Raw genomic sequence first — 17,277 nt, forward strand, 5'->3', positions numbered from 1 at the left:
CCATGGAATAGCAAAGTCGGGGTGAACCTATCCGCGCGAGGGGGCGGCCACCAGCCCCTATGCGACGTTCGGCGGTGCGGCCTGCCGGCTGAGGGCCGGTCAGCCGTCCGCCCGATGGGCGGCCCACCGGTCGGCCGCGCCCCGGAGGCCGTGCGTCCATGCGTTGGGGTACGTCGCCTCGGTCTCCTGCCAGAAACGGGCCTGGGCGGTGGCGAAGAGGTCGAGGGCGCCGGCGGACGCGGTGGACCAGGCCGGGACCTTGGCGGCCCACCGTTCGGCCTGCTGGGGGTCGTGCCCGGCGAAACCGAGCCAGACGATCCAGCACGCCGGATCGATCCAGGCCGCGCCGCGGGTGGCCCAGGGCCAGTCGATGAGCCGCGCGGTGTCCGTGGGCCGCGGGGTGTCCGCCGGTGGCGCGGTGTCCGGGCCGGTGATGAGCACATTGGTGTGGTGCCAGTCGGTGTGCAGGAGCGCGGTGCCGGTGAACAGCCGGGCATCGGCGGGGTCGTCCACGTACGCGGCCCAGCGCTGTCCGGCGTCCGCCAGCTCCACCTCGGGGCAGGCGATGCGGCCGAGGGCCGTCATGGCTTCGACGACGAGGGGCAGGTCCGCGGACGCCGGACCGTAGTCGGCGCTGCGGCCCGTGAGGTGCTCGAAGCCCAGCAGGTCCCAGCCGTCCGCGGTGACGTGCCACAGCAGCCGCGGACCGAGGGGGACGATATGCGGACCGACGTCCGCCTCACGCCGCTGCGTCCACGCCTCCCCGTGATCCTGCCGCATGCCCTTGACGAAGACGCGGCCGTGCGCGGTGTCCAGAGTGACGGCGAGCTGGCTGCTGAACCCGGCGTCGGCGGACCTGGCGGCCCGGATGGGGCCGGTGCGCTCGCGGACCGCCGCCCGGACGCCGGCGGGGAGGTCGTCCCAGTGCCGCCGACGCGAAGCGGAGGGCCGTGCGGAGGGCCGTGCGGGGTCGGTACGGGGGATGTCCTGGGCCGGGGGGACGTGCGCGGCGGTCGCGGACGCTCCGGCCCCGGCCGGGCCGCCGGGTGCGGATTTCGGCTCCGTGGCGCGGCCGGGTGCGGGCAGGTGCTGATCCATCGCTTCCTTTCGGTGGGGGCGACTCAGTGGGGGCGACTCGGTGGGGGCGACGCTCCCGCGTCAGGTGGTGGACTCCAGGCCGCGCGCGATGGCCCGCAGGCCGAGGGCCACCTCGCGGCTGCTGGGCGCGCGCTCCGGATCGGCCAGCCACTGCTGTGTCAGCCCCGCGATCAGCGCCATGTGCACCGAGCCGACCGCACGCGCGGTCTCCTCGTCCGCCTCGGCGTCCAGGCCGTGCAGATCGGCGGCGAGTTGCGGACGGGACCGCTCCAGCGCGTCGGCGATCTGCTGCCGGATCTCCGGCGACCGCTCGGCCTGCGCATACGCCTCGACGGCCGCCACCAGCATCGGACGCTGCGTCAGCACCGCGTCGATGGCCCGGGACCACATCAGCTCCAGCCGTTCACCGGTCCCGTCGGCCGGCTCCGTCGCCGCGGACCGGCCGGGCACCGTCCGGTCCCCCCACTCCTGGAGCGTCTCCAGCAGGGCGGCGTTGAGCAGGCCCTCCTTCGAGCCGTAGTGGTAATTGATCGTGCCGAGCGGGGCGTCGGCCGCCGCGGCGAGATCGCGCGAGGTCGTACGGGCGTATCCCTGCTCTTCCAGGCAGCGCCTGGCCGCGGCCAGCAGCCGCTCACGGTGTCCCATGGCGGGTACGCTACCGCAGAGTTGAACGGGCGTTCAAAACGAGCGTTCAAGTCGCTGACCGTCCGTCGCGCCCACCGCCGCTCCCCCAGGAACATCAGCCGTCCCCGGAACACCGGCCCACGCCACAGCTGCCCGCACCGGGACCGCACTCACCCGGCCGGTACGCGCACCCGCCCACGCCCCGGCCGGCCCGCGGCTGCCCGGTCCTCAGCGGACCGGTACCGGCGCGGCCCGCCCGTCACCCGTAGCCGGTGGGGCGGCCTCCGTCTCGCCGGTGAAGGCGCGCCACAGCTGTGCGTAGTGGCCGTCGCGGGCGAGGAGCTGGGCGTGGGTGCCGTCCTCGGCGACCCGGCCGTGGTCCATCACCACGACGCGGTCGGCGCGGGCCGCGGTGGTCAGCCGGTGGGCGACGACAAGGGTGGTACGGCGGCCGGCGAGGCGGTCGGTGGCCTGGTTGACGACGGCCTCGGTGGCGAGGTCCAGGGCGGCGGTGGCCTCGTCCAGCAGCAGCACGTCCGGGTCGACGAGTTCGGCGCGGGCCAGGGCGAGCAGCTGGCGCTGGCCCGCCGAGAGGTTGCGGCCGCGTTCGGCGACCTCGTGCAGATAGCCGTCCTCAAGGGTGGCGATCATGTCGTGGGCGCCGACCGCCCGCGCCGCGGCCTCGACCTCGGCGTCGGTGGCGCCCGGCCGGCCGTAGGCGATGGCGTCGCGGACGGTGCCCGCGAAGAGGTACGACTCCTGGGGGACGACGCCGAGGCGGTGGCGGTAGTCGGTCAGGTCCAGCTCGCGCAGGTCGGTGCCGTCCGCGCGGACGGCGCCCGAGGACGGGTCGTAGAACCGCGCGACCAGCTTGACGAGGGTGGACTTGCCCGCGCCGGTCTCGCCGACGAAGGCCACGGTCTGGCCCGCGGGGATGGTCAGGTCGATACCGGTCAGCGCCTGTCCGTCGTTCTCGCCGTAGTGGAAGTGCACATCGTCGAAGGTGATGTCACCGCGCAGCGCGGGCACCCGGCGCGGCCGCTCGGCGGCCGGGGTGGTGGTCGGCTCGCGCAGCAGCTCCTGGATGCGGCCGAGCGAGACGGACGCCTGCTGGTAGCCGTCGAAGACCTGGGAGAGCTGCTGGACGGGGGCGAAGAACAGATCGATGTAGAGCAGGTAGGCGACCAGCGCACCGGCGGTGAGGGTGCCCGCGCCGATCCGGTGGGCGCCGACGATCAGCACCAGCGCCGCCGCGACGGAGGACAGCAGCTGCACGAACGGGAAGTAGACGGATATCAGGAACTGGCCGCGGATGCGCGCCGTGCGGTAGGCGTCGCTGCGGGCGGCGAACCGCTCGGCACCGCTCGCCTCGCGCCGGAACGCCTGGACGATCCGGAGTCCCGCCACGCTCTCCTGAAGGTCGCCGTTGACCACGCTGATCCGCTCGCGGGCCAGTTCGTACGCCTTCACGCTCTGCTTGCGGAAGAAGTACGTGCCGATGATCAGCGGCGGGAGGGTCGCGAAGACGACCATGGCCAGCTGGACGTCGATGGCGAGCAGCGCGACGAGTATGCCGAAGAAGGTCAGGACCGAGACGACGGCGGTGACCAGGCCGGTCTGGAGGAAGGTGGACAGCGCGTCCACATCCGTCGTCATCCGGGTCATGATCTTGCCGGTCAGCTCGCGCTCGTAGTAGTCGAGCCCGAGCCGCTGGAGCTGCGCGAAGATCTTGACGCGCAGGGAGTAGAGGACCCGCTCGCCGGTGCGTCCGGTCACCCGGTTGGAGCCGATCTGCGCGCCCCACTGGGCGAGCACCACGACCAGCGCGAACGCGGCCGCCGTCCACACCCCGGCCAGCGCGCCGACGCGGACGCCCTCGTCGATGCCCTGCCGGATCAGGACCGGTACCAGCAGGCCGCCGACGGCGTCCACCGCGACCAGGGCGAGCGCGATCGCCAGCGGCCCGCCGAAGCCGCGCAGCAGCCGGCGCAGTCCGTAGGCGCTCTCGGGGCGGGTGGCGCGGTCCTCGTCGATGTCCGGTGCGTCGGTGGCCGGGGGCAGCGCGGCGACCTTGGCCAGCAGCTCGGGCGTGGCCGGCATACCGGCCATCGCGGCGGCCGTCCCGGGCCCGGCCGCACCGGCAGCCGCGCCGTCCGTGCCCACTGCGCCGTCCCGGCCCCGGCGGACCCACAGCTCGGGGGTGACGCCCGGGACGACGTCGGCGCCCTCGGTACCCGTGGTGCCCTCGGTACCGGCGCGCGTGCGCCCGGTGGTGGATGTGCCCGCGGCACCGTCCGCGTCCCCCCGCTCCGCGTCGTCCGTGTCCAGACACTCCTCGATATCCGCTTCGAGCAGCCCGCTCGCCGCGTAGTCGCCGCTGAAGGCACCGGCCAGCTCGCCCGCCGGATCCCGTTCGACGCCGCCCAGCTCCTCCGGGTCGGTCAGCAGCCTGCGGTAGAGCGGACAGCGGTCCGCCAGTTCCTCCTGGGTGCCGATGTCGACCAGCCGCCCGCCGTCGAGGACGGCGACCCGGTCGGCGAGGGCCAGGGTGGAGGCGCGGTGCGCGATGAGCAGGGTCGTCCGGCCCGCCATGACACCGCGCAGCGCCTCGTGTATCTCGTGCTCCACCCGCGCGTCGACCGCCGAGGTGGCGTCGTCCAGGACCAGCAGCCGGGGGTCGGTGAGGATGGCGCGGGCCAGTGCGACGCGCTGCCGCTGGCCACCGGAGAGGGTCAGCCCCTGCTCACCGACCTTGGTGTCGTACCCCTCGGGCAGCTCGGATATGAAGCCGTCGGCCTGGGCGGCTCGCGCCGCCGTGCGTATCTGCTCGTCGGTGGCGTCCGGATGGCCGTAGGCGATGTTGTCGCGTACGGAGTCGGAGAAGAGGAAGCTGCTCTCGGGGACCAGCCCGATGGCGGCCCGCAGCGATGCGAGGGTCAGCTCGCGTACGTCGTGGCCGCCGACCAGCACACGGCCCGCGGAGACGTCGTAGAACCGGGGCAGCAGCAGCGAGACGGTGGACTTGCCGCTGCCGGAGGTGCCGACGACGGCGACCGTCTCACCGGGTTCGATGCGCAGCGAGAAGCCGTCGAGGACGGGGCGGAGGGCGGGAGCGGCACCCCCGGAGTCCGCCGGGTCCGCGGCGCCCGTCGGGCCATCTGCGCCCGCGGCCCGGCCGTCCGCCTCCCGGCCGTCCGTCTCCCCGTGTTCTGCCTCCCGCCGCGACGCGTACCCGAACGTCACCGCGTCGAATTCGACCGTCGCCGGGGCGTCGGCGGGCAGCGGGCGGGCATCCGGCCGTTCGGTGAGCGCCGGTTCGGTGTCGATCAGCTCGTAGACCCGCTCCACACCGGCCCGTGCCTGCTGGCCGACGGTCAGCATCATCGCCAGCATCCGCACCGGCCCGACGAGCTGCGCCAGATACGTGGAGAAGGCGACGAAGGTACCGAGCGTGACCTGACCCTGGGTGGCCATCCAGCCGCCGAGGGCCAGCATCGCGACCTGGCCGAGCGCCGGTACGGCCTGGAGGGCGGGCGTGTAGCGGGCGTTCAGGCGGACCGTCCGCAGCCGCCCGGCGAACAGCCGGTGGCTGACCTCGCGCAGCTTGCCGGTCTCCTGTTCCTCCTGCCCGAACCCCTTGACGACCCGGACGCCGGAGACCGCGCCGTCCACGACCCCGGCCACCGCCGCGGCCTGGCCCTGGGCGTACCAGGTGGCCGGGAAGAGCCGGTCCCGGCTGCGCTTGGCGATGAACCACAGGGCCGGGGCGACGGCCAGCGCGACGACCGTGAGCAGCGGGGAGAGGGTCACCATCACGACCAGGGAGATCGCGAAGAGCAGGATGTTCCCGATCATCATCGGGAGCATGAAGAGCAGGCCCTGGATCAGCTGGAGGTCGCTGGTGGCGCGGCCGACGACCTGGCCGGTGCTCAGCTCGTCCTGCCGCCGGCCGTCCAGCCGGGCGATCGCGCCGAACATCCGGGTCCGCAGATCGTGCTGGACGTCCAGGGCGAGCCGGCCGCCGTAGAAGCGGCGGACGTAGGTGAGGCCATAGACGACGACCGCGGCGACCACCAGCAGGGTGGCCCAGGGGGCGAGCGGGCGGTCCTGCCGGACGATGACATCGTCGATGATCAGCTTCGGTACGAGCGGGACGAGCGCCATCACGGCCATCCCGGCGAGCGAGGCACCGAGCGCGAGCAGCACGTCCTTCCTGTACTGCCAGGTGTCGCGGGTCAGCCGCCGTGCCCAGCCCTGCCGTGCCGTGTCCGTCACCCGATGCCTCCCGCATCTCGTCCCTTACCGGAGGCGCCAACACCGTGGCGTGCGGATTTCATCCCTCCGCAACAAAACGGCGGCTCGTTCCGGGGCGCCCGGACCCGGTCGCCGCCGCGTCATCGGCCGCTCCAGCGGGTACATGAGCAGAACGGTGTCCACCTGCTCGACCGTGGCACCCCGGTAACCGGCGTACCGCTGGAAGACCCTGTGCTCCGCGTCGCAGTCGTAGGGGATGCGGAACCCGTCGGCGATGGTCTTCCGGGAGGCCGGGGCCCGCTCGCCGCGGAGGGCGGCGAGCGGGTGGCGCGGCACGGTGGCGGCGCCGGCGTCGGTGAGGACACCGTCGCCGGCGCCGTTGCCGTATGCGCCGGGTCCGGCGGCACCCTCGACTCCTCGCTCGCCTCACCAGGATCAGCTCGGGGAACCGGACCGGACCGGATCCACCGGATCCACCGGTCAAGAACGCGCCAATCCTTCGTCAGGTCTGCTGCCAAATCGCCATATTGTGCGCGAACCAGCATCCTTCCGATTGGTCAACGAGCCACTCATGCGGCACACTTTTAGACTGACCAGTCAGATCAAAGGAGGGGTTGTGGACACCACCCGTCAGGGGGCGGCGGTCAACGCCAGGGGAATCGGAGTCGAGGGCCCGCGGGGATGGGCCTTCAGAGGTGTCGACGTCTCCGCGGAACCGGGCACACTGATCGCCGTCCAGGGCCCCTCGGGCTCCGGCCGTACCTGCCTCCTGCTCGCGCTCGCCGGCCGGATGCGGATCACCGAGGGCCACGCCACGGTCGCCGGTTTCCCGCTGCCCAAGCGGATGGGGACGGTGCGCGGCCGTACCGCCATCGCCCATGTGCCCGGCATCGCCGACCTCGAACCGGCCCTCACGGTCGGCGAGCACCTCCAGGAACAGGCCCTGCTCGGCCGCCGCCTGAAGGGCTCCGTGTTCGGCGCGCTCCCCTGGGGCCGCCGCTACAAGGACGCCACCCGCGCCCGCGTCAACGCCGCACTGGCCGCCGCCGGGCTGGACCCCGACACGCTCCCCAAGGGTCTGCGCACCACGGTCCGCGACCTGGAGCGGCTCGAAGCGCTGCGGCTGTCGATCGCCCTCGCGGTGATGCACGACCCGCAGCTGCTCGCCGTCGACGACATCGACCTCAAGCTGTCCGCCGACGAACGCGAGCTGGCCTGGCAGCTGCTGCGCGACCTCGCGCTGACGGGCCTCACCGTCGTCGCCGCGTGCACCGACGCACCGGCGGACGCACTGCTCGTCAGCACCGCACCGGCCGGCACCGCTGCCGCTCCGGCACCGGCACCGGAGCCCGCACCCGTCACCATTCCCGACCAGCACGGCCCGCACGGCCAGCCCACCCTCCAGGCCCAGCACCCCCCGCAGGGCTCGCAGGACCAGCAGGGCCCGCAGGACCGGCACAGCTCACAGGACCGGCAGGCCCCGCACGGCCAGGCCGACACCCGCAAGGAGGAAGCGGCGCATGCGTTCGCCAAAACTGGCCGCGCTTGAGCTCAGGCGTTTCGGCAGGGGAAAGCTCCCCCGGCTGGGGCTCGTCGCCCTGATGCTGATCCCGCTGCTCTACGGAGCCCTGTACCTCTTCTCCTTCTGGGACCCCTACAGCCGCCTGGACAAGATCCCGGTGGCCCTCGTCAACGAGGACCGGGGCGCCACCGCCGACGGCAAGAAGCTCGCCGTGGGCGACGATCTGGTCGGCAACCTCCGGGACAGCAACACCTTCGACTGGGAGGAGGTCAGCGCCGCCGACGCCGCCAAGGGCGTCGAGAACGGTACGTACTACCTCTCCCTGACCGTCCCGAAGAACTTCAGCGAGCGGATCGCCTCCAGCTCCGGCGACTCCCCGCAGACCGGCGCCCTCCAGGTCCGGACGAACGACGCCAACAACTACATCGTGGGCTCGATCTCCAAGACCGTCTTCTCCGAGATCCGTGCCAAGACCTCGGCGAAGTCGTCGCGCGCCTTCCTCGACAAGATCTTCGTCTCCTTCTCCGACCTGCACGACCAGACGGCCAAGGCGGCCGACGGCGCGGACAAGCTCGACAAGGGGATCGGGGACGCCGCGAAGGGCACCGGCGATCTCACGGACGGCCTGGGCAAGCTCGACAAGGGCTCGGGCGACGTCAGCAAGGGCGCGGGCACACTGCACGAGAAGGCCGGCGAGCTGAGCAAGGGCGCGGGCGACCTCAACAAGGGCGTCGGGGACGCGAACAAGGGCGCCACCGACCTCAAGAAGGGCGCGGGCGACCTCAGCAAGGGCGCGACCGACGCCAGCACCAAGGCCCAGCAGCTCAGCCAGGGCGCGGGCCAGGTGGCGGCCGGTACGCAGCAGCTCGCCGACAAGGTCCACGGCATCGCCGGCACGGACCTGCCCTACATCAAGGCGCACGGCAAGGAGATCGGCGAGAAGGCCCGGGTGGTCGCCGGCATGATCGAGGACATCGACGGCGCCCTCGACCGGCTGCCGGGTGACGCGGCGGGTGCCGCCGCCGACGCGCGGCAGTTCGCCGCCGACACCAAGGCGCTGTACAACGAGAGCTGCGGCGGGTCCGCCGCGGCCACCAACTGCCCGCAGCTGAAGTCGATCGCGGACCGCGCCGCCGCGTCCGCCGCCAAGGTGCAGAAGGTCAGCGACGGTATCTCCCAGGCCAATCTGAAGCAGCTGCACAGCAAGCTGAAGGAACTGCACCAGGGCGCCACGATGGCCGCCGAGCGGCTGCCGGAGATCGCCGACCACGCGGACACCGCCATCGGCCAGATCAACGCGCTCAACCAGGGGGCCCAGCAGGTCTCCCAGGGCGCGAACCAGTTCGCCGCGGGCATCGGCGCGCTCGCCGACGGTTCGGGCAAGCTGGCCGACGGCAGCGCGAAGCTGGCCGACGGGACGGGCAAGCTCGCCAACGGTTCGGGCCGGCTCGCCGACGGCAGCGCCCAGCTCACCGACGGCGCGGGGACCCTCGCCGACGGCGCCGGCGAGGTGCACAACGGGGTCGGCGCGGCCAAGGACGGCGTCGCCAAGCTCAACGGCGGCCTCTTCAAGCTCAAGGACGGCTCCAACCAGCTGGCCGGCGGCCTGAACAGCGGCGTGGCCAAGATCCCGGACTACGACAAGAAGGACCGCGACGCCCGCACCGAGGTCATGGCCAACCCGGTCGAACTCGCCTCGAAGTCCATGCACAAGGCGCCCAACTACGGCACCGGCCTGGCCCCGTACTTCATCCCGCTCTCCCTCTGGGTCGGCGCGATGGTCGCGTACATGCTGCTCCAGCCGCTCGGCAAGCGCGCGCTGGCCGCGGGCGCGCCGGGCTGGCGGATCGCGCTGGGCTCCTGGCTGCCGGCCTTCGCCATCGGCGTCGTCCAGGTGCTGGCCCTGATGGCCGTACTGCACTGGGGACTGGGGCTGGAAATGGCCCGCTCGGGTGCCACCATCGGCTTCCTGCTGCTGGCCACGGCGGCCTTCACCGCCATCATCCAGTTCTTCGGCGCGCAGTTCGGCCCGGCGGGCCGGGTGCTGACCCTGGTCGTGCTGATGCTCCAGCTGACCTCGGCGGGCGGTACCTATCCGGTGCAGACCAGCCCCGGGTTCTTCGGTGCCCTGCACCCGTTCCTGCCGATGAGTTATGTCGTGGACGGTCTGCGCAGGCTCATCACCGGCGGTGACCTGGGCATCGTCTGGCAGGGCTCCATCGTCCTGGCGGCGTTCACCCTGGGCGCGCTGGCACTCACCGCGCTGGCCGCCCGGAGCCGTCAGGTCGTCCGGATGAAGGACCTGCACCCGGAACTCAGCCTGTGAGTCTCCAGGCCGAGCACGTCCGCGGGTCCGGGGGTGGCGCCGGTCACGGCGCCGCCCCCGGGCCCCGGCCCCGCCGTGGGGCCACCCGCCGCAAGCTCTTCGACGCCGCGGTCACGCTCATCGCCGAACAGGGCTTCTCCTCCACCACGGTGGACGAGATCGCCGACCGCGCGGGCGTCGCGAAGGGCACCGTCTACTACAACTTCCCCAGCAAGAACGTCCTGTACGAGGAGCTGCTGCGGGACGGCATCGAGCTGCTCGCCGACTCGCTCCAGCAGGCCGTCGGCCGCACGGTGGGGCGGGGCGGCACCCACGTCGACGCCCTGGACGCGATGATCCTGGCCGGTCTGGACTTCATCTCCCGCTACCCGGCGCTCACCCAGCTGTACGTGGCCGAACTGTGGCGTACGAACCGGGTCTGGCAGTCCACCCTGACCTCCGTACGGGGACGGGTCCTCACCATCATCGAGTCCGTCCTCCGCGACGCGGTCGGGGCGGGGGAACTGAGCGACGACCTCGACATCCCCCTCACCGCCTCCGCCCTCTTCGGCATGGTCCTGGTGGCGGCCCTGGACTGGCAGTCCTACCAGCCGCACCGCTCCGTCGAGGACGTCCACGCGTCGCTCTCACTCCTCCTCCAGGGCCGGGTCAGCGCCCACGGGTAGCCGCCCGGCGGCCGCGGTCAGGGCGCCAGGTGGGTCGGCGCGAACATCCGCAGCAGGGCCGGGAGGACGACGACGGACGGTCCGGGCGAGGCGAGCGCCGCCGCCAGGTCCGTCCGCAGCCGTTCGGGGCTGGTACGGAGCGCGGGCACGCCGAACGACTCGGCCAGCGCCACGAAATCGGGGCGGGTCAGCTCGGTGGCGGTGGCCTGTCCGAACGCGTCGGTCATGTACTCGCGCAGGATGCCGTAGCCGCCGTCGTCCACGATGAGCCAGGTGACCGGGAGGTCGTACTGGCGGGCGGTGGCCAGTTCGGCGATCGAGTACATCGCGCCGCCGTCGCCCGATACGGCGAGCACCGGGCGGCCGGGCTCGGCGACGGCCACGCCGAGCGCCGCCGGGAAGCCGTAGCCGAGGCCGCCCGCGCCCTGTGCGGAGTGCAGGGCGTTGGGACGCCGCGCGTCGAAGGCGGACCAGGCCCAGTAGGCCAGGATCGTCATGTCCCAGCAGCTGACGCCCTCGTCGGGCAGCGCCTCGCGCACGGCGGCCAGCACCTGCTGCTCCAGGTCGAGTCCCTGACCGTCGATCCGTTCCCGTACGCGCGCCAGCAGACCGGCGACGGCGGCTTCGGGGACATCGGGTGTACCGGGGCCATCGGCACCGCCGTCACCGGCCGTGCTCCCCGTGCTCCCCCGCTCCCCCACCGCCACGCGCTCGGCCACCGCCGCCGCCAGCGCGCCGAGGGCCTGCCGGGCGTCCGCGTGGATGCCCAGGGCGGTGTGGTTGGACTCCAGCTTGCCGAGGTCCGCCTCGATCTGGATGACCCGGCCGCGCGGCCGGAACGTGTGGTAGTTCGAGGAGAGTTCGCCGAGCCCGGAGCCGACGACCAGCAGCGTGTCCGCGTCCTCCAGGAACCGGGTGGTGTGCCGGTCCTCCAGCCACGACCGGAGGGAGAGCGGATGCTCCCACGGAAAGGCGCCCTTACCGCCGAACGTCGTCGCCACCGGTGCCCGCAGCCGCTCGGCGAGCGCCAGCAGCTCCGCCTCGGCCCCGGCCCGTACGACGCCGCCACCCGCCAGGATCACCGGCGTACGGGCCCCCGCCAGCCGGTCCGCCGCCGCCGCGATCAACTCCGCGCGCGGCTCCAACTCCGGTATGCGTACGTCGAGTCCGGCCACGGGCGGTACGTCCACCGGTGCCAGCAGCACGTCCTGCGGGATCTCCAGCCACACCGGCCCGTGCGGGGCACTCAGCGCCGACGTCCAGGCAGCGGCCACCGCGGACGGGATCTGCGAGGCCGTCCGCGCCGTGTGGACGGACTTGACCACGCCCCGGAACGACGCGCTCTGATCGGTGAGTTCATGCAGATAGCCATGGCGGCCGCCGCCGATCCCGGCCAGCGGCACCTGGCTGCCGATCGCCAGCACGGCCGCCGACCCGGCCGCCGCCTCCTGCAACGCGGCCAGCGTCATCAGCGCGCCGGGCCCGGTGGAGACCAGCAGCGGCGCCACCCCGTGGGTGGTCCTGGCGTACGCGTCGGCGGCGAAACCCGCGTTGTTCTCCACCCGCAGTCCGACGTAGCGCAGCGCGGAGCGGCGCAGCGCGTCGAAGACCCCGAGCGCGTGCTGTCCCGGCAGCCCGAAGACGGTGCGCGCGCCGAGTGCGGCCAGGGACTCGACGACCAGGTCACCGCCGGTGCGCCGCTCCCGCGTCACCTCGGGAGCCTCAAGAACTGCCGGAACTGCGGGTACTGCGGGGTTGGTGGTGCTCATGGATGCGTGCTGCCTTTCTTGCGGCGCGGGCCAGGACTCACGGACGGGGCGACGGAGCTACGGGGGCGGAGGAGCTGCGGAACGGCGTGCGCCGGAACGGGGCGGGACGGGGCGGGGGCCCGGGCCCGCGGCGGAGTCATCGTCCGGGGGCGCCGGTGTCGCCGGAGGTGCCCGCGGCGGCGCCGACGGGCCGGGGCGCCGGCGCCTCCTGGTCCGGCGCCCCCGCCAGCCGCTCGCGCCAGGCGGCGAGCACCGCCGCGTCCGTGGGCTTGGTGGCCAGGCTGACCAGCACATACGTCAGGAGCGAGGCCAGCAGCCCGTAGTAGATCGGCTCGTTGGCGAGGACGCCGAGCGCCGTCATCAGACCGACGACCGTCAGCCCGCCGACCGTGATCGCGGCGAGCGCGCCCGCGCCGGTCCCGCGCTTCCACAGCAGCCCGCCCAGGATGGGCACCAGCAGCCCGCCGACGAGCACGTTGTAGGCGAGGGTGAGCGCCTCGACCACGTCGTTGAGCGCGATGGCGATGGCGATGACCCCGACGCCCATCAGCAGGATGAAGGCCCGGTTGCCCCGCACCTCGTCGTGCTCCCGGTCCTGGTCTTCGTTCCGGCCCTGGTCCTGGTCGCGGCCGTGGCCCCGGCCCGCGTCGCGGTCCGCCGCGCCGTGGCCCCGCGCCCGGCCCCGCAGCTCCGCGATGTGCTTCACCCGCGCCCAGATGTCGTTGTTGGCGACCGTCGCACACGCGATCAGCGCACCCGAGGACGTGGACATCACCGCCGACAGCGCCGCCGCCAGCACCAGCCCGCGCAGGCCCACCGGCAGGGCGTCCCTGACGATCGTCGCGAACGCGTCGTCCGGGCTGCCCAGATGCGGGTAGAGCACCTTCGCCGCGGTGCCGATGACCGCGCCGGCCAGTGCGTAGACCAGACAGTACGTACCGGCCGCGGTGCCGCCCAGCCGTGCCACCCTGTCGCCGCGCGCGGTGAACACCCGCTGCCAGATGTCCTGCCCGATCAGCATGCCGAAGGAGTAGATGAGCACGTAGGTGAAGACGGTCTGGCCGCCGATGCCCAGCGGTGCGAAGTAGTCGTCCGGCAGCTGGGCCCGCATCTCGGCGAACCCGCCCGCCCTGATCACCGCGATCGGCAGCAGGAGCAGCAGCACGCCGATCGTCTTGACGACGAACTGGACCATGTCGGTGAGCGTGATCGACCACATACCGCCGAGCGCCGAGTACGCGACGACGATCACCCCGCCGAGCACGATCGAGAGGGTGCGGTCCAGACCGAAGAGCACGTCGAAGATGGTGGCGTAGGCGATCGTCGAGGTCACCGCGAGCATCAGGGTGTACGCCCACATGACGATGCCGGAGATGATCCCGGCGGAGCCGCCGTACCGCAGATCGAGCATCTCGGAGACGGTGTAGACCCGCAGCCGGGCGATCCGGGCCGAGAAGAAGATGCTGAGCGCCAGCAGCCCCAGGCCGATGGTGAAGACCATCCACGCGCCGGACAGCCCGTACTGGTAGCCGAGCCCGACGCCGCCGATGGTGGACGCGCCGCCGAGCACGATCGCGGCCATCGTGCCCGAGTACATCGCGGGGCCGAGGCGGCGGCCGGCGACCAGGAAGTCGCTCTTGGACTTGGCGCGGCGCATCCCCCACCAGCCCATGGCGAGCATTCCGGCCAGATAGAGCACGATCACCGCGTAGTCGACAGCCATGGGCCATCCCTTCCTGCTGCACCGGGGGGAGGGAACGAGAGAGAAAAGCGAAGAGAAGAGAGCAAGGAGGGAACAAAAGGGCCGAGGGGGAGGGCGAGACGGGAGGAGTGAGAGGCAGGTGGCGTGGGGGTGACGGACGCTTCAGAAGCGCCGTCGACGTCGTCTCGTCCCGGGGGTTGACCCTAGGAGGCGGCCGGGCGGCGCTGAAGTGTACGTTTCCTCCACTCGCCGCCCCCGAAGTGGAGGGTTCGCACATGTCGCACCCCGCGCCGCGCCCCTCGGCACCCGTCGCACCCCCGCCCACACCGCCCGTTCCGCTGGCCGGCCTGCTGGCCCGTGCGGACCTGGGCCTGCGGCAGCTCGCGGGGCCGCGCGAGGGCATCGCGATCCACTGGGTGCACACCTCCGAGATGGCCGACCCGGTGCCGTACCTCCTGGGCGGCGAGATGCTGCTGACCGCGGGGGTGCATCTGGCGGCGGCGTCGGGAGCGGAGGGTGCGGAGGGTGCGGAGGGAGCAGAGGGTGTGGAGGGTGCGGACACCGGCAGCCCTGTCAGCCCCGGCAGCCCGGACAGCCCCGGCAGCCCCGGCAGCCCCGAGCCAGCCTCCGGTGTCTCCGCACCCGGCGTCCCCGCCCCCGCCCTCGACGCGTACCTCGACGGCTACGTCGCCCGTACCGTCGCGGCCGGTGCCGCCGCCCTCGGTTTCGGGATCGCGCCGGTGCACGACACCGTCCCGCCCGCCCTGGTGGCGGCCTGTGACCGGCACGGTCTGCCGCTCGTCGAGGTGCCCGCGACCACTCCGTTCACCGCCGTGGAGAGCGCCGTCTGGCAGGCCGTGACCGCGGCCAGGCACCGCGAGCTGACCCGGCTCAGCGAGGCCCAGCGGGCGCTGGCCGCGGCCGCCGCCCGCCCCGACCCCGGGCCCTCCGTGCTGCGCGCACTGGCCCGCCATGCGCACGGCTGGGCCGCCCTCCTCGCCCCGGACGGCACCGAACACGGCGCGGCCGGACCCCGTCCCGCACCCTCCTGCCGGACCGCGGCCGCCCGTCTCGCCCGTGTCGTCGGCGCCGGCGGCCCTTCGTCGGCCACCGATACGCTCGCCGGTACGCACCTGACCGCATACGCCCTCACCGGCCACGGCCCCGGTCACCGGGCGCTCGCCCTGGTGGTCGCCGCGGACCCCGGCAATCCGCCCGCGCGCACCATCGCGGGCGTCGCCGCCGTGCTCCTCTCCTTGATCACCGGCCCCGCCACCGGCAGCGCCCCGGCCGACGCCGGCCACTCCGCCGCCCTGGTCCATCTCCTCCTCGGCGCCCGCCCGGCCGATACCGCTCCGCTCCTCGGCCACCCCCGCTGGACCGTCGTCCACGCCCGGCGCCGCCGCGATACCACCGGGTCCCCCGCCACCCCGGCCGCCACCGCGCTGGCCGCCGCCCTGGGCACCCACCTCGTCGCCCCGTACCCGGCCCCGGTGCCGCCCGTCCCCGAGACCGCCCCCGAGCTCACCCCCGACGCCCATGTCGGCCCCGACACCGGGCAGGGCACGCTGCGCGCGCTGCTCCCCGCCGATCGCGAGGTCACCGCACGGCCCGGCTGGGCGCTCGGTGTCAGCGACCCCGTTCCGGTCGCGGAGCTGCCCGCCGCCGACCGGCACGCCGCGTCCGCCCTCCGCCGCGCGCTCGCCCGCCGCGTCCCCCTCGTACGCCACCGCACCCCTGGCCCGCACGGCCTCACCTCCCTCGTCGCCCCCGGTGAGGCCCGCCGGCACGCCCAGGCTCTCCTCGCGCCCCTGAACACATCCCCGCCCCTCCTCACCACGCTCCACAACTGGCTCTCCCTGCACGGAAGCTGGGACCGCACCGCGACCGCACTGGGCGTCCACCGCAACACCGTCCGCCAGCGCATCACCCGCATCTCCACACTCCTCGACACGGACCTGGACGATCCGGATGTCCGTATGGAGCTGTGGTTCGCCCTGCGCACCCTCGACCGCGGAACGCCCCCGGCGTGAGCTTTCGCACCTCGGTTTCGCGCCACCGCCCGAACCGGACACGCCTCCGTGGCGTCGGTTAGGTTGACCACCTGTTGACCGAAGTTTGGCCGGCGCCTCTTCCGGCCGGCCGAGGATCGGCCACAGGCCGCCAGGCGCCCTCCGGCGGGCCGCCGGCGGACCACCGACGACCCGCCGACCGACCGGTGACCGACCGGTGACCGACCACTGACGGCTCGTCGGCGTACCGACGGTCTGCCATCGGCGGGCCGACGGGTGGTCAGCGATGGCCGGCGCGACAGAGACAGCGACAACGACAGCCACGACAGGAAGGGACCTCCCATGACGGAGTCCGGCAGCACCGGCGGCACCGCGGACGGCCTGCCGCCGTCCCCGCCGCTCCCCCCGCCCTACCCGCCGAGCGCCGTCCCCGGCGGCGGCTCCGCAGCTCAGGTGGTACCGGCCGGCCCCGAAGAGGCGCTGGAGATCGGCCGCGCGTACTTCCCGCCGGTCGGCTCGCCCGGCGGCCCGATCGCCCTCTTCGTGCACGAATTCGACATCGGCTACCTCATCCACGCCGGCTACCCGGCTCCCGAGGACCCGAGCGTGCCCCCCTCGGACCCCGGTGGCAGCAACATCGCCATCTCCAAGCTCAACGGCGATGTCACGACCCTCCCCAACTTCCCGCCGGAGTCGGCCGTCGAGGTCTACCGCCAGTGGTATCGCCCAAGTACGTCCTGATTGGTGACACTTCGCTGGGCGCGGAATCCCCAGCGATGACAGCTCTGTGACAGATGTGGACTTGAGGCCGCACCGGCACCCACGTCTAGAATTTGGCTCAATACTGTGCAGTACGTAAAGAGATGTCGAAGCGGGGGAAGCCATGGCCGGAGATGGCCTGAAAGCAGATATCCCGTCACTCAAGTCCGGCGGCAAGGACTTCACGAGCATCGGTGAGCGCTATCAGTCCGCGGTGGACAAGCTGAAGGCCGGGCTGACCGGTCTGGAAGGCCAGGACACCCCGCCGTGGGGCGATGACGACATCGGTGAGAAGTTCGGCGTCGTCTACGAGGGTCTGCGCGACGGCATGTACGAGTCGATGGGCCACCTCGCCGCCAAGCTCCAAGAGGTCGGCGGCGCCCTCACCACCATGGCCGAGAACCACGAGGCCGGCGAGGACTTCACCCACTCGTTGATGCGGCAGCACGTCGCGAACGCCGAGGCGGAGAGCCGGCTGATCTCCAACGTCAAGGCCCCCAACACCGCCTGACGCCCGCGAACGCCGGCCCCGCCGCACCCACCGCC

11 protein-coding genes are annotated in these 17,277 nt (G+C 73.0%); 6 read left to right on the top strand and 5 right to left on the bottom strand.

The genetic code is table 11. The annotated features are described in order from the left end of the window. Positions 1-99 precede the first annotated feature (99 nt). The 3 genes from ACLJWH_RS33430 to ACLJWH_RS33440 form a co-directional block, all read right to left on the bottom strand. The gene (locus ACLJWH_RS33430; protein WP_411145530.1) at positions 100-1,098 is read right to left on the bottom strand and encodes an aminoglycoside phosphotransferase; all 999 of its coding nucleotides are present in this window, start codon (positions 1,096-1,098) and stop codon (positions 100-102) included. A 60-nt stretch (positions 1,099-1,158) separates the two neighbouring features. Beyond that, positions 1,159-1,743 (bottom strand): TetR/AcrR family transcriptional regulator, encoded by a 585-nt coding sequence (locus tag ACLJWH_RS33435; protein WP_411145531.1) that lies wholly within the window; start codon positions 1,741-1,743, stop codon positions 1,159-1,161. Positions 1,744-1,950: 207 nt separating this feature from the next. Next, a complete protein-coding gene (locus ACLJWH_RS33440; RefSeq protein WP_411145532.1) occupies positions 1,951-5,997 on the bottom strand; it encodes an ABC transporter ATP-binding protein in 4,047 nt (1,348 codons plus the stop codon). 595 nt (positions 5,998-6,592) lie between these two features. Between ACLJWH_RS33440 and ACLJWH_RS33445 the strand changes: the two genes are divergently transcribed. Genes ACLJWH_RS33445 through ACLJWH_RS33455 form a run of 3 tightly spaced genes read left to right on the top strand, consistent with a single transcriptional unit; the run spans position 6,593 to position 10,489 of the window. Continuing rightward, positions 6,593-7,525 (top strand): ATP-binding cassette domain-containing protein, encoded by a 933-nt coding sequence (locus ACLJWH_RS33445; protein ID WP_411145533.1) that lies wholly within the window; start codon positions 6,593-6,595, stop codon positions 7,523-7,525. Continuing rightward, positions 7,497-9,824, top strand: a complete 2,328-nt coding sequence (locus ACLJWH_RS33450) for a YhgE/Pip family protein (RefSeq protein ID WP_411145534.1) — start codon at positions 7,497-7,499, stop codon at positions 9,822-9,824. The genes ACLJWH_RS33445 and ACLJWH_RS33450 overlap by 29 nt, the downstream gene beginning before the upstream one ends. Next, positions 9,821-10,489 carry a TetR/AcrR family transcriptional regulator gene (locus ACLJWH_RS33455; RefSeq protein ID WP_411145535.1) on the top strand — a complete coding sequence of 223 codons (669 nt, stop codon included), beginning with the start codon at positions 9,821-9,823 and terminating at the stop codon, positions 10,487-10,489. The genes ACLJWH_RS33450 and ACLJWH_RS33455 overlap by 4 nt, the downstream gene beginning before the upstream one ends. Before the next feature lie 17 nt (positions 10,490-10,506). Here ACLJWH_RS33455 and ACLJWH_RS33460 read toward each other — a convergent pair whose 3' ends face one another. Together ACLJWH_RS33460 and ACLJWH_RS33465 are read right to left on the bottom strand one after the other, a co-directional pair. After that, a complete protein-coding gene (locus ACLJWH_RS33460; protein WP_411145536.1) occupies positions 10,507-12,258 on the bottom strand; it encodes a thiamine pyrophosphate-binding protein in 1,752 nt (583 codons plus the stop codon). Positions 12,259-12,394: 136 nt separating this feature from the next. Then, positions 12,395-13,981, bottom strand: a complete 1,587-nt coding sequence (locus ACLJWH_RS33465) for a sodium:solute symporter (protein WP_411145537.1) — start codon at positions 13,979-13,981, stop codon at positions 12,395-12,397. Positions 13,982-14,235: 254 nt separating this feature from the next. On the opposite strand from ACLJWH_RS33465, the gene ACLJWH_RS33470 reads away from it, so the two are divergent. From ACLJWH_RS33470 to ACLJWH_RS33480, 3 genes are all read left to right on the top strand, one after another. Beyond that, positions 14,236-15,993, top strand: coding sequence for a helix-turn-helix domain-containing protein (locus ACLJWH_RS33470; protein ID WP_411145538.1), 1,758 nt, complete (start codon positions 14,236-14,238; stop codon positions 15,991-15,993). Positions 15,994-16,314: 321 nt separating this feature from the next. After that, a complete protein-coding gene (locus ACLJWH_RS33475; protein WP_411145539.1) occupies positions 16,315-16,713 on the top strand; it encodes a hypothetical protein in 399 nt (132 codons plus the stop codon). 142 nt (positions 16,714-16,855) lie between these two features. Continuing rightward, entirely contained in the window at positions 16,856-17,242 is a 387-nt protein-coding gene (locus tag ACLJWH_RS33480) for a hypothetical protein (protein WP_411145540.1), read from the top strand. The last annotated feature ends 35 nt before the right edge of the window (positions 17,243-17,277 follow it).

The sequence above is a fragment of the Streptomyces sp. x-80 genome, assembly GCF_046549095.1.
In the GTDB taxonomy this organism is placed as follows: Bacteria; Actinomycetota; Actinomycetes; order Streptomycetales; family Streptomycetaceae; genus Streptomyces; species Streptomyces celluloflavus.